This window comes from Streptomyces sp. SID3212 (assembly GCF_009865405.1).
Classification (GTDB): domain Bacteria; phylum Actinomycetota; class Actinomycetes; order Streptomycetales; family Streptomycetaceae; genus Streptomyces.
Genome location: NZ_WWJY01000359.1, coordinates 14,208 through 27,360, shown reverse-complemented (window position 1 = coordinate 27,360; position 13,153 = coordinate 14,208). Strand labels below are relative to the sequence as shown.

The window sequence follows — 13,153 nt, the reverse complement described above, 5'->3', positions numbered from 1 at the left end:
CGGACCCGAGCCACCCCCACCCGGCCCAGCCACCCCCAGCCCGTCCGGCGCTTGAGGACACATTCAGCCCGTCCGGCGATTGAGGACAAAGCGCGGCCCCCGACCGTGCAACGCACCCCGAACCCCCGTCACGACCCCCCGCACTCACCCCAAAGATCCCCACCCACCGGCACCACCAAGAACCGAGACACCTCCGCCTCCGACACCCCGGACAACTCCCGAGGAGCCCACCGAGGAGCCCGGTCCTTGTCGATGACCTGCGCCCGAATCCCCTCCACCAGATCTACCGTGCCGAGCGCCGCACACGACGCCCGGTACTCCCGCTCCAGCACCCGCTCCAACGTCGGCAGCGCCCGCGCCGCCCGCAGCGACGCCAGCGTCGCCTTGAGCGCGGTGGGCGACCGCGTCAGGATCGTCTCGGCCGCCTCCTTCGCCGCCGGATGCCCGTGCCCGTACAGCCGGTCGACGATCTCCTCGACCGTGTCGGCCGCGTAACACCCGTCGATCCACTCCCGATCGCCCGCGAGCCGCCCCTCGGGCGCAACCCCGGCGTACCGCGCCACCACGTCCCGGACCGCGCCCACACCGTCGCCCTCCGCCTCGCCCTCCCCCTCACCCCCGCCGATCGCGTCCCCCAGGGCACCCCGCAGCGCCCCCAACCGCTCCGCCCGCACAAAATGGTCCGCGAGCCCGCACCACAACGCGTCCGCCGCCCCCACCACCGCCCCCGTGAGCGCCAGATGCGTACCGACCTCCCCCGGCGCCCGGGACAGCAGGTACGTCCCACCGACGTCCGGCACCAGCCCGATCCCGGTCTCCGGCATGGCGACCGCCGACCGCTCGGTCACGATCCGTACGCCGCCGTGCGCCGAGATCCCGACCCCGCCCCCCATCACGATGCCGTCCATGAAGGCGACGTACGGCTTCGGGTAGCGGGCGATGTACGCGTTGAGCCGGTACTCGTCGCGCCAGAACTCCGCCGACGCACCCCCGCCCGCCCGCGCGTCCTCATAGATGGCCCGGATGTCCCCGCCCGCGCACAGCCCCCGCTCACCGGCCCCGGAGATGACCACCGCCCGCACCCGGTCGTCCGCCTCCCACGCGGTGAGGGCCTCGGAGATCGCCGAAACCATGCCGTGCGTCAGCGCGTTGAGGGCCCGCGGCCGGTTGAGGGTCAGCCGGCCGACGCTCCCCTGACGGTCAGTCAGGACATGCTGTTCGTCCACGTTCCGTACGCCTTCTTCTTCTTGAGAGGTCACCCGCTGTGAGAGATCACGCAGTCTTCCGGTGGGGTCACCCGCCGCCCCCCAGCCGCCCCAGCGCCTCGATGATCCGGTCCGCCGCCAGCGTCGGCGTCAACGTCCCTTCCCGTACCCGCTGTTCCAGCCCGGGCGCCAGCTCCCGTACCTCCGGGTGCTCACGCAACCGGTCCAGGAGATGGTCGCGGACCATCGACCATGTCCAGTCGACCTGCTGGTCACGGCGCTTGCGCTCCAGCCGGCCGTCCGCCTCCAGGACCGCGCGGTGCTGCTCCAACCGTTCCCACACCAGGTCGAGCCCGGTGCCCTCCCGCGCGCTGCAACTGAGCACCGGCGGCGTCCAGGCCCCGTCCACGGGATGCATCAGCCGCAGCGCGCCCGCGAGTTCCCGCGCGGCCGAGCGCGCGTCGCGCTCGTGGGGGCCGTCGGCCTTGTTGACGGTGATGACGTCGGCCAGTTCCAGGACGCCCTTCTTGATGCCCTGGAGCTGGTCGCCGGTGCGCGCGAGGGTGAGGAGCAGGAAGGAGTCGACCATCCGGGAGACCGTGGTCTCGGACTGGCCGACCCCGACGGTCTCCACCAGCACCACGTCGTACCCCGCCGCCTCCATCACCACGATCGTCTCCCGCGTCGCCTTCGCCACACCCCCCAGCGTGCCCGCCGTCGGCGAGGGCCTGACGAACGCCGCCGGGTCGACCGCGAGCCGCTCCATCCGCGTCTTGTCGCCGAGGATGGACCCCCCGGTCCTGCTGGAGGACGGGTCCACGGCCAGCACCGCGACCCGCTGCCCGAGGCCGGTGAGCATCGTCCCCAGCGCGTCGATGAAGGTGGACTTGCCCACGCCCGGAACGCCGCTGATCCCGATCCGGCGCGCCTTGCCCGCGTACGGCAGCAGTTCCGTCAACAGCCCCTGGGCGAGGGCCCGGTGGTCGGACCGGGTGGACTCCACCAGCGTGATGGCCCGGGCGATGTACGCGCGCGAGCCGTCCAGGACACCCTTGGTGTAGCTGTCGAGGTCGATCCGTGGCGGCACGCGCTCAACCCTCGTGGCCCAGCGCCGCGGTGAGCGCCTTGAGCAGATCGATCGCCGCGTCGGGGATCACCGTGCCCGGCGGGAAGACGGCGGCGGCCCCGGCGCGGTGCAGCTCCTCGATGTCCTGCGGCGGGATGACCCCACCGACAACGATCATGATGTCCTCCCGGCCCTCGGCGGCGAGCTGCTCGCGCAGCGCCGGTACGAGGGTGAGGTGCCCGGCGGCCAGCGAAGAGACACCGACGATGTGCACGTCGGCCTCCACCGCCTGCCGCGCCACCTCGCCCGGCGTCTGGAACAGCGGGCCGACGTCGACGTCGAAGCCCAGGTCGGCGAAGGCGGTGGCGATCACCTTCTGTCCCCGGTCGTGCCCGTCCTGGCCCATCTTGGCGACCAGGATGCGCGGGCGTCGGCCTTCCGCGCGCTCGAAGTCCTCGACCGCCGCGCGGGTGCGCTCGACGGCCGGGGACGTGCCTGCCTCGTTCCGGTACACACCGGAGATCGTACGGATCTGGCCGGCGTGCCGCCCGTAGACCTTCTCCAGGGCGTCGGAGATCTCGCCGACGGTCGCCATCGCGCGGGCCGCGTCCACGGCGAGCGCGAGGAGGTTCCCCTCCAGGCCGGGGCCGGGGCCCGACCCGGCCGCCGCGGTGAGGGCGCGCAGCGCGTCCTGACAGGCACCGTCGTCACGCTCCTCGCGCAGCCGCCGGAGCTTGTCGAGCTGCTGGGCCCGTACGGACGAGTTGTCGACCTTGAGGACGTCGATCTTCTCGTCGGTCTCGACCCGGTACTTGTTGACGCCGATGACGGGCTGGCGCCCGGAGTCGATCCGCGCCTGGGTACGGGCCGCCGCCTCCTCGACCCGCAGTTTCGGGATGCCGGCGTCGATGGCCTGCGCCATGCCGCCCGCCGCCTCGACCTCCTCGATGTGCTGCCAGGCGCGCCGCGCGAGGTCGTACGTCAGCTTCTCGACGTACGCGCTGCCGCCCCACGGGTCGATGACCCGGCCGGTGCCCGACTCCTGCTGGAGGAGCAGCTGGGTGTTGCGGGCGATGCGGGCGGAGAAGTCGGTGGGCAGGGCCAGCGCCTCGTCGAGCGCGTTGGTGTGCAGGGACTGGGTGTGTCCCTGGGTGGCCGCCATCGCCTCCACGCACGTGCGGGTGACGTTGTTGAAGACGTCCTGCGCCGTCAGGGACCACCCGGAGGTCTGCGAATGGGTGCGCAGCGACAAGGACTTGGCGTTCTGCGGGTCGAACTTCTTCACCAGCCTGGCCCAGAGGAGCCTGGCCGCCCGCAACTTGGCGATCTCCATGAAGAAGTTCATGCCGATCGCCCAGAAGAAGGAGAGCCTCGGCGCGAAGGCGTCGACGTCGAGTCCCGCGCCCAGCCCGGCCCGTAGGTACTCCACCCCGTCGGCCAGGGTGTACGCCAGCTCCAGGTCGGCCGTCGCGCCGGCTTCCTGGATGTGGTAGCCGGAGATGGAGATGGAGTTGTAGCGCGGCATCTTCCGCGAGGTGTACGCGAAGATGTCGGAGATGATCCGCATCGACGGCGTCGGCGGATAGATGTAGGTGTTGCGGACCATGAACTCCTTGAGGATGTCGTTCTGGATGGTCCCCGCCAGCTTCTCCGGTGGTACGCCCTGCTCCTCGGCGGCCACGATGTACAGCGCGAGCACGGGCAGCACCGCGCCGTTCATCGTCATCGACACGCTCATCCGGTCCAGCGGGATGCCGTCGAAGAGCCGTCGCATGTCGTAGATGGAGTCGATGGCGACGCCCGCCATGCCGACGTCGCCGGTCACGCGCGGGTGGTCGCTGTCGTAGCCGCGGTGGGTCGGCAGGTCGAAGGCGACCGACAGGCCCTTCTGCCCGGCCGCCAGGTTGCGCCGGTAGAACGCGTTGGACTCCTCGGCCGTGGAGAACCCCGCGTACTGCCGGATCGTCCAGGGCTGGTTGACGTACATCGTCGGGTACGGCCCGCGCAGGTACGGCGCGATGCCCGGGTACGTGGACAGGAAGTCGAGGCCCGCCGTGTCACGCGCGGTGTAGAGCGGCTTGACGGCGATGCCCTCGGGGGTGTCCCAGACGAGTTCGGCGGCGGCCTTGCCGGTGTGCTCCTCCACCGCCCCACGCCACTGGTCCTCGGAGCCTGTCGCGGCGCCGGGGCCGAGTTCGATCTCCGAGAAGTCGGGGATTCCCATCACGCCACTCCCATCCGGTCGAGTACGGAGCCGAGGACCGCGACCGCGTCGCCGCCCGCGACGACGAACTGGTCCACTCCGGCCTGTCGGTACGTCTCCTCCTGCTCACCGGGCCGTCCGGCGAGGAACACCCTGAGCGCGCCGGCCGCGACGAGGGCCCGTGCGACGGGCGCGGCTCCCTCGGCGTACAGCGCGTCGCTGGAGCAGATGCAGGCGACGGCGGCCCCGCTGCAGGTGAAGGCGTCGGCGGCCGTGTCCGCGTCCACGGACACCGGGTCGTGGACGGCTTCGATGCCGCCGGCCTGGAAGAGCCCGGCGGCGAACGAGGCCCGCGCGGTGTGGGCCGCGGCCGGGCCCAGCGCGGCCAGGAAGACACGCGGCCTGGCGCCGGTGGCGGCGAGGTGGGCGTCCGAGCGGGCGCGTAGTGCCTCGAACGCCTCGTCGCGGTGGACGACGGGCAGCCCCCCGGCCGCGCCGGAGGCAGTGGACCCCGGCGCTTCCGGTGCGGGCTCGCGTACCACCGGGGCCTGGTCGAGCAACGGGAACTCGCTGACGCCGGTGATGGGTTCGCGCCGCCGGGCCAGCCGTCCCGAGCGCTCCTTCCAGGTGGCCGCGAGCCGTTCACCGATGAGGCCGCCGTGCAGGGCTGCGCGCAGGCCGCCGGTCCGCTCGATCTCCTGGAACCACACCCAGGCCGCCCGCGCGAGATCGTCGGTGAGCCGCTCGACGTACCAGGACCCGCCCGCCGGGTCGATCACCCGTCCCAGATGTGACTCCTCCAGCAGGATCGTGGAGGTGTTGCGGGCGACCCGGCGGGCGAACGCGTCGGGCAGTCCGAGCGTGTGGTCGAACGGCAGGACGGTCACGGCATCGGCGCCGCCCAGCCCGGCCGCCAGTGAGGCGACGGTGGTGCGCAGCATGTTCACCCAGGGGTCGCGCCGGGTCATCATCACGGGTGAGGTCACGGCGTGCTGGCGCTGCGCCCGCGCGGCGGGCCCGGCGCCGCCGACCTCGGCCACCCTGGCCCAGAGCCGGCGTGCGGCACGGAGTTTGGCGATGGTCAGGAACTGGTCGGCAGTGGCCGCGTACCTGAACTCCAGCTGCCCGCAGGCGTCTTCGACGGAGAGTCCGGCCGCGGTGAGGTCCCGCAGCCAGGCCACGCCGGTGGCGAGCGAACAGCCCAACTCCTGGGCGTCGGACGCACCGGCCTGGTGGTACGGCAGCGCGTCCACGGAAACCGCGCGCAGCCCGGGGTACTCCCGCGCGCAGAGCACGGCGAGTTCGGCCGCCTGCCCGACGCCGTCCGCCGACTCCGTCCCCGTACGGGCGAGTCGGCCGTACGGATCCGCGCCGAGCGTGCCCTTCGCCTGATGCGGCGCCACTTCGCGCTCCCGGTGGAGTCGCAGCAACTCCTGGGCGGCGGCGGCGAATTCGTCCCCGGCGTCGAGGGCGACCGGCGCCAGGTCGAGGTAGACCCCGTCGAGCGCGGTGGCCAGCGCCGACACCGGCACCCCGGCGGATCCCACGGCCAGCCAGAGCGAGGTGACCCCGTTCTCCAGATCGGCGAGCACCGCTTCGTTCGTCAGCGCGGGATCGGTACGCGCGTGCCGCTGCCGTACGTCCCAGCCTGCGACGGCGGCCCCTTCGGCCCGGCTGCCCCGGGTGAACGGCGCGAACCCGGGAAAACCGTCGGCCGACGGAGCGTCGTCGGCGGTATACAGGGGGGAGGTGGAGAGGCCGTCCTGGAGACGCGTGGACAGCGCTTCCTCGGCCGCCGTACCCGACGTCTCCCGGCCCGATTTGCGCAGGACGCCCGCCACCAGGCTCTGCCACTCCTCGCGGGTCGCGTCCGGAAACTCGGCGGCGAGGGAAAGCCCGTCATCAGGCAGAACCGTCATGCGCAGATGCTATGACAGCCCGCTGAACGAGCAGCAGAGCGCACCGCTGTGACGTTGCACTCCCTTGCCCGCCCCGGAGTGCACAGCCACCTCTTGTCACGTTTCTCCACTCCTCACTCCCTTCTCTTCGCTCCCCCCCGCGCACGGGCACTTAGCATGCGGACGCTAGGCTGCACCGGAACCGACACGTGATCGCCGCCACTTATTTTTGGATCGGCGTCACCGATGCAGGTCACCGTCGCGGGTCCCCGACCCCCGACAGCGCCGTGCTTCGCCGTGTCCGCCCCATCGGCCCTGTCCGCCCTTTCAACGAAGAGCCAGCGCGACCAGGACCGCCCAACCGTCCATATGATCCAATCCGCGTACCGCCCGTCAGCTCCCGCTCCGCCACTGCGCCGTGGTCCAGCCGGCCAGTGCACGATGATTCCTTGGATGGCGTAGTACCTCATGTCTTGGTTCGAATCTTTCATCCTCGGGCTCGTCCAGGGGCTGACCGAGTTCCTGCCCATCTCCTCCAGCGCGCACCTGCGGCTCACCGCGGCGTTCGCCGGCTGGCACGACCCGGGCGCGGCCTTCACGGCCATCACGCAGATCGGCACGGAAGCGGCCGTGCTGATCTACTTCCGCAAGGACATCGCGAGGATCATTTCGGCGTGGTTCAGGTCGCTGACGAACAAGGCGCTGCGCTCCGACCACGACGCGCAGATGGGGTGGCTGGTCATCGTCGGCTCGATCCCCATCGGTGTTCTGGGCATCACGTTCAAGGACCAGATCGAGGGCCCCTTCCGTGATCTGCGGCTGATCGCCACGACGCTGATCGTGATGGGCATCATCCTCGGCATCGCCGACCGGTTGGCGGCCCGCGACGAGGCAGGCGGCAAGCACCGCGCCGTCAAGGTCCGCAAGTCCCTCCAGGACCTGGGGGTCAGGGACGGCCTCATCTTCGGCATCTGCCAGGCACTGGCGCTGGTGCCGGGTGTCTCCCGCTCGGGCGCCACGATCAGCGGTGGTCTCCTGATGGGCTACACCCGCGAGGCGGCGGCCCGTTACTCCTTCCTGCTCGCGATCCCCGCCGTGCTGGCGTCCGGCGTGTTCGAACTCAAGGACGCGACCGAGGGCCACGTCTCCTGGGGCCCCACCATCTTCGCGACGATCGTCGCGTTCATTGTCGGATATGTCGTTATTGCCTGGTTCATGAAGTTCATCACCACGAAGAGCTTCATGCCGTTCGTCATCTACCGGATCCTCCTCGGCATCGCGCTGTTCTTCCTGGTCGGCACGGACACCCTGAGCCCGCACGCCGGCGAGTCGGCGGGCTGACGGACCGAAATCCACGCGGCCGGAGCCCCCGCAGGGACGCCGCCGTAGGGGCCACACCATAAGAAGGGGGTTAAAACCGCCCGGAACCGAGTGTGAGCAAGGACGCCCCTTATTCGGTCACGTCGCGCCTCGGCTGCCCCTACGCTATTCGTATGTCCTCTTCTTCCCCTTCCGCTTCCGCGGTGTCCGGCGCTGTCGCAGCCAACGAGCGCATCCGTGCACTCGTCGACGCGGCCGACGGAACGTGGCCTGCCGAGGCGTACGAAGTGCTGCTCCTCGAATGGGCCGCCGCCCTCCGCCCCGACGTGAACCGGGCCGCCTAGCACCTCCCGCCCCCGTGGCCGGCCGTGCGGCCCGGGTCCACTCCTAGGGCATGCGCATGGACATGGCACGAGAAGACGGAGAAGACGGATGACAACTCCTGACACCGCCGAACTCGATGCCGGGGAACCCGGCGCCGGGGTACCGGACACCGCCGCCGAGGAGAAAGCCGGCCGGAACGCGGTGCGCCGCAAGGCCCGGGGGCTCTCGCACCACGAGGTCGCAGCCGCCCTCGAGGACGCGCGCGGCCGACTGCCCGAGGAGAGCAGCGACGGCGGCGAGGAAGAATCCGCCGACGACCCGTCCCACGCCCGCGCCCTCGCGGAGGCCGAAGAGTGGGAACGCATCGAGGCACTCCTCGCGGTCCACGCCGGAACGTACGACCCCGACACCGACGCCTTCGTCCAGGGCGGCCTGGCCGGTGAGGCGGACCGCCGGGCGGCCGAGCAAGCCGGGTCGGCCGACTCCGACGAGGCCGGAGACACACTGCTGCGGGCGCTGTCCCGCGCAGGTCTCCTCGACGCGCCGGACGGATCCGGCCTCCCCGCCGGCGAGGACGCCGCGATCGCGGCCCGGCTGGCGCAAGCCGATCCCGAGGCCGCCCTCGCGGTGAGCCGCTGGCTGGACACGGCGTCCGGGCACCTCCCTCCTTCCTGAAGCAACGTCACGCCTGATGGCGTGTCAGTTCCCGGTCGGGCACACCACGGATCGTAGGCTGAGCCGACGGCCCGTCAGTCCCGGGCGTCGCCCCACGAGGACGCCACAGATCTCTGTGCCGAGCGCCTGACCTGCATGTGCGCCTCCCCCACCACGACCCCGGAGGCGACAATCAGTTCCCGTTTCCTTACGCCTCGCGTCTTCACCAGCCTCCCCCTGGCGGGCAACTACGCCGCAGCGGTCACCCTCGCGCTGCTCGCGCTGAGTCCGTTCCTCGTACTCACCACGGCCCTCTCCCTCTTTCCTGAGATCCTCATGAAGGAACTGGACGCGAGCCGGTTCCAATTGCAGCTCACGAGCGGACTTTCGAACGCCGGATACGCGTTCGGCGCGGTGGTCGCCGCCGATCTCTTCCAGCGGCTGCCGGGACGCCATCTCTACATCTTCTGCGAGTCCGGCTTCGTGGTGGCCGCGGTGCTGGCACTGAGCGCCCAGGACATCGGGCAGTTCATGGCCGGTGTCATCCTCCAGGGCCTGTTCACCGGCATGCTGCTGGTCCTCTCGCTGCCACCGCTCATCCTCACCCACGGTGTGGACCGTCTGCCGACCACCGCCGCGGTCATCAGCCTCGGACTGTTCGGCATGGTCACCGCCGGCCCCGTGATCGGCGGACTGGTCGGCAGCTACAGCGGCTGGCGGCTGCTGTACACCTCCATCGCCGTGCTGGCCGCGATCGGCCTGACCGTCGGTGCCATGACCTTCGAACCCAACGAACCCCCGGCCCGGGGAGCCCGCTTCGACTGGACGGCCATCCCCCTCGCCTTCGGCGCCACCATGCTGCCGTTCTTCGGTGTCTCCTGGCTGTCCCGCGGTAACTTCAGCGACTGGGAGTTCCTCGCGCCCGTGGTCGTCGGCGTCGCGTTGGGTGTCCTCCTGCTGGTGACTCAGTACAGCAAGACCAAACCGCTGATGCCGGTGCGCCCGATCAGCAACACACTGCCGGTCACGGGAACGCTCAACGCCATGGTCGTCGGTGCCTCCTTCACCACCCTGCTGGAGCTGACCGAGGTCTACATGCTCCAGGTCTCCGGGTACTCCCCCGTGAAGACCGGACTGCTCATCGCCCCTCAGATCGTGGGCGTCGTGATTTCCGCCCTCCTGTTCCGCAAGATCATGGTCACCCGCTGGACCCCGTACATGGCCCTCTCCGGCCTCCTCAGCATCGTCTTCGCCGCAGCGGTGCTGTTCGCCCTGACGCCGACGAACGCGGCCACCGTCGTCCCCATCGTCGCGATCCTCCTGGGGTACGGCGCCGGCGCCGGTGTGGTCCCCGGCCTGTTCCTGGCCGGTTTCTCCGTGACCGCCGTGCAGATCGGCCCCACCTTCGCCCTCGTCGAACTGCTGCGCTCCGAGGCCGCGTTCCTGATCGGCCCGGTTCTGGTCCATCTCGCCATGATCCAGAGCAGTTTCACGGACGGTTTCCGCCTCTCCCTGGAGATCATGCTGGCCTTCACCGCCGCCTCCGCCGTCGTCCTCCCGGGCCTGTTCCTCCTCGGCGGCGCCCGCCCGGAGCCGCCGAACCTCGAAGGCTGGATGTCCGGCACCTCCACCGGCTATCACTCCCCGCGGATCGCCAACAAGATCCGCAAGCCGCTGCCCACGTCGTAGGCAACGGCCGACGGCTCTGTCCGCCACACCCGCGAGGCTTTCCGAGGGGCTCCACCGACCGGTCGGTGGAGCCTCTCCCGCATGTACGTATAGGGGATAAGGCACCGGTCCTCCCGTTTGTGTGTGCCGGATGGTCGCTGCCGTTGCGGCGCCTCACCGAGTAGACGTCGGCCGGAGTCGGAATGTGAGCCGCCGATGCGCCGCGAAGAAATTCCCCCGCCCGACCTCACGTTTCGCTTCGCCCCAGCGTCTACGAGATGTGAAAGGCGATCCGTTCGGGGTCGTCACCGGTTCGGGGAAGGGAGCACTCCATGCAGACCCTCATCAGCCACAGGGTGCATACGACCGTCGAGTCGCCGCTCGGCGATCTCACCGTGGTCGCGGAAGACAACAAACTGACAGGGCTCTACTTCGCGGACCACCGCCGCGGCCCGGCAGCCGACTCGCTCGGCGTACGCGACGAAGCGGGGTTCGAGGACGTCAGGCGTCAGCTCGGTGAGTACTTCGCGGGCGAGCGCCGCGAGTTCGCTCTGCCGCTGGCTCCGGTCGGGGACGCGTTCCAGCACCGTGTGTGGGAGCTGCTCGCTCATATTCCCTATGGCCGGACCCGTTCATACGGTGATCTCGCACGTGAGCTGGGGGATCCGGCGCTCGCGCAGGCCGTGGGCGCGGCTGTCGGGCGCAATCCGATCAGTGTGATCGTGCCCTGTCACCGCGTGGTGGGCGCCGACGGCAGTCTCGTGGGCTATGCGGGCGGGCTGTGGCGCAAGCGGCACCTGCTGGATCTGGAAGAGCCCGCACCGGTCAAGGCCGATCGGCTTTTCTGACGTGGCGACCTCACGTTCGGCGCCGCCGGTTCGTTTACCAGGTGTGAGCAAGCCACCCTTCCAACAGATCGTGACCGAGTACGGGCCCTTGGTGCTCCGCGTCATCCGCGCTGTCCTCGGGCCGGACGATGCCGAGGACGCCTGGTCGGAGACTTTTCTCGCGGCGATGAAGGCCTACCCCGACCTGCCGTCCGAGGCCAATGTGGAGGCCTGGCTGGTGACCATCGCCCATCACAAGGCGATCGACGCCACCCGAGCCAACGCGCGTCGGCCGGCCCCGGTGGAGGAACTGCCCGAGCGTCCCAGCCGCATCGGCAGACCGCAGGACTGGGACGGAGACCTGTGGCAGGCCCTCAAGGCCTTGCCCGACCGGCAACGCCAGGCGGTGGCGTACCACTACCTGGCAGGTCTGCCGTACAAGGAGATCGGCGCACTGACCGGGTGCAGCGCCGACGCCGCCCGCCGGGCCGCGGCCGACGGAATCAAGACTCTGCGCAGCACCTATCCAAGAGATACCGACGAGATGGGAGTGGCCCGAAGGTGATGAACGCATCCGACCCTGAGACCAGGCGCCTGTTCGCGGCGCTGCCGTCATACGACAACAACGTGCTGACCCGGTTGGAGGCACGGCTCGTCGCGCAGGCGGAGGAGGAGGGAATCCTCGACATCGCCTACCGCACCCTGGACACCCCGGCCGGGAATCTCCTGCTCGCAGCGACCGAGCAGGGGCTGGTCAAGGTCGCCTACGCGGTCCAGGACCACGCGGCGGTCCTTCAGAAGCTCGCGGAGACGATCGGGCCACGCATTCTGCACGCGCCCGCCCGGCTCGACGAGGCCAGTCGGCAGATCGACGAGTATTTCGCCGGCCGGCGCAAGCGGTTCGACCTGCCGCTGGACTGGCGCCTGTCCAAGGGCTTCCGCCGTGACGTGCTCAGCCACCTCGGCCAGATCGGCTACGGACACACCGAGAGCTACGCCGAGGTCGCCGTCGCTTCGGGCAGCCCACGGGCGGTCCGGGCGGTGGGCACGGCGTGCGCCACCAACCCTCTGCCGGTTGTGGTGCCGTGCCACCGGGTGGTGCGCTCCGACGGGTCGGCCGGCCAGTACGTGGGCGGTGTGGACGCCAAGCACATCCTTCTCACCCTGGAGACAGCAGCATGAACACCAAAACGAAGAGGAAGCGGGCCGACGGCGCAGCCGCCGAAACAAGGGTCACCGCGGAAACAGCGGAGAGGGACGTGTTCGCCCGGCGGGTGGGCGCTGCGGACTGGGAGGCGGTAACCGACGAGATCAACGAGTACGGGTGTGCGCTCCTGCCCCAGCTGCTCACCCCCGCCGAGTGCGCGGATCTCAGTCTGCTCTACGAGCAGTCCGATCTGTTCCGGTCCACGATCGACATGGGGCGCCACCGCTTCGGAAGCGGGGAATACCGCTACTTCGACCGGCCCTTCCCCGAGGCGGTGCAGAGGCTGCGCGAGGAGTTGTATCCCCGGCTGCTGCCGATAGCCCGGGACTGGTACACGAAGCTCGGCCGGGACGCCGAATGGCCCGAGTCGTTGGCGGAGTGGCTGGAGATATGCCACCGGGCGGGGCAGGAACGGCCCTCGCCGATCCTGCTGCGCTACGGTTCGGGGGACTGGAACGCGCTGCACCGCGATGTCTTCGGCGAGAAGGTCTTTCCGCTCCAGGCGGTCATCAACCTGAACGCACCCGGCGAGGATCACTCCGGCGGTGAGTTCTTGATGGTCGAACAGCGGCCCCGGGCGCAGTCCCGGGCGACGGCCACCCTCATACCCCAGGGGCACGGACTGGTCTTCACGACCCGTGACCGGCCGGTGCTGTCCAAGCGAGGCTGGTCCGCCGCTCCCGTACGCCACGGCGTGTCCGTCGTGCACTCGGGCCGGCGCCACACGCTCGGGCTCGTGTTCCACGACGCCACCTGATCACGCCGGCCCGCCGCGCACTCC

Annotated in this window: 12 protein-coding genes; 8 read left to right on the top strand and 4 right to left on the bottom strand. The window is 70.3% G+C overall.

Annotated features, from left to right (window positions below; all coding sequences use genetic code 11):
- Positions 1-128: 128 nt before the first annotated feature.
- The 4 genes from GT042_RS10775 to GT042_RS10760 form a co-directional block, all read right to left on the bottom strand.
- Positions 129-1,226 carry an enoyl-CoA hydratase/isomerase family protein gene (locus GT042_RS10775; RefSeq protein ID WP_161308487.1) on the bottom strand — a complete coding sequence of 366 codons (1,098 nt, stop codon included), beginning with the start codon at positions 1,224-1,226 and terminating at the stop codon, positions 129-131.
- Between the two features lie 67 nt (positions 1,227-1,293).
- Positions 1,294-2,292 (bottom strand): methylmalonyl Co-A mutase-associated GTPase MeaB, encoded by a 999-nt coding sequence (meaB, locus tag GT042_RS10770; RefSeq protein WP_161308486.1) that lies wholly within the window; start codon positions 2,290-2,292, stop codon positions 1,294-1,296.
- Positions 2,293-2,296: 4 nt separating this feature from the next.
- A complete protein-coding gene (gene scpA / locus GT042_RS10765) occupies positions 2,297-4,495 on the bottom strand; it encodes a methylmalonyl-CoA mutase (RefSeq protein WP_161308485.1) in 2,199 nt (732 codons plus the stop codon).
- Positions 4,495-6,393 carry a methylmalonyl-CoA mutase family protein gene (locus GT042_RS10760; protein ID WP_161308484.1) on the bottom strand — a complete coding sequence of 633 codons (1,899 nt, stop codon included), beginning with the start codon at positions 6,391-6,393 and terminating at the stop codon, positions 4,495-4,497. The genes scpA and GT042_RS10760 overlap by 1 nt, the downstream gene beginning before the upstream one ends.
- A 447-nt stretch (positions 6,394-6,840) precedes the next feature.
- Between GT042_RS10760 and GT042_RS10755 the strand changes: the two genes are divergently transcribed.
- From GT042_RS10755 to GT042_RS10725, 8 genes are all read left to right on the top strand, one after another.
- Complete coding sequence (locus GT042_RS10755; protein ID WP_161308483.1) at positions 6,841-7,713, top strand: undecaprenyl-diphosphate phosphatase; 873 nt, start codon at positions 6,841-6,843, stop codon at positions 7,711-7,713.
- 182 nt (positions 7,714-7,895) lie between these two features.
- Entirely contained in the window at positions 7,896-8,036 is a 141-nt protein-coding gene (locus GT042_RS38125; RefSeq protein ID WP_202532618.1) for a hypothetical protein, read from the top strand.
- 88 nt (positions 8,037-8,124) lie between these two features.
- Positions 8,125-8,691, top strand: coding sequence for a hypothetical protein (locus GT042_RS38120; RefSeq protein ID WP_202532613.1), 567 nt, complete (start codon positions 8,125-8,127; stop codon positions 8,689-8,691).
- A gap of 135 nt (positions 8,692-8,826) precedes the next feature.
- Positions 8,827-10,359 carry an MFS transporter gene (locus GT042_RS10745; protein ID WP_161308482.1) on the top strand — a complete coding sequence of 511 codons (1,533 nt, stop codon included), beginning with the start codon at positions 8,827-8,829 and terminating at the stop codon, positions 10,357-10,359.
- Between the two features lie 311 nt (positions 10,360-10,670).
- A complete protein-coding gene (locus GT042_RS10740) occupies positions 10,671-11,186 on the top strand; it encodes a methylated-DNA--[protein]-cysteine S-methyltransferase (RefSeq protein ID WP_161308481.1) in 516 nt (171 codons plus the stop codon).
- A gap of 43 nt (positions 11,187-11,229) precedes the next feature.
- Positions 11,230-11,730, top strand: coding sequence for a sigma-70 family RNA polymerase sigma factor (locus GT042_RS10735; RefSeq protein ID WP_345943734.1), 501 nt, complete (start codon positions 11,230-11,232; stop codon positions 11,728-11,730).
- Positions 11,730-12,347: a methylated-DNA--[protein]-cysteine S-methyltransferase gene (locus GT042_RS10730; RefSeq protein ID WP_161308479.1), complete on the top strand. Its 618-nt coding sequence runs from the start codon at positions 11,730-11,732 to the stop codon at positions 12,345-12,347. The genes GT042_RS10735 and GT042_RS10730 overlap by 1 nt, the downstream gene beginning before the upstream one ends.
- Complete coding sequence (locus GT042_RS10725; protein WP_161308478.1) at positions 12,344-13,129, top strand: 2OG-Fe(II) oxygenase; 786 nt, start codon at positions 12,344-12,346, stop codon at positions 13,127-13,129. The genes GT042_RS10730 and GT042_RS10725 overlap by 4 nt, the downstream gene beginning before the upstream one ends.
- The last annotated feature ends 24 nt before the right edge of the window (positions 13,130-13,153 follow it).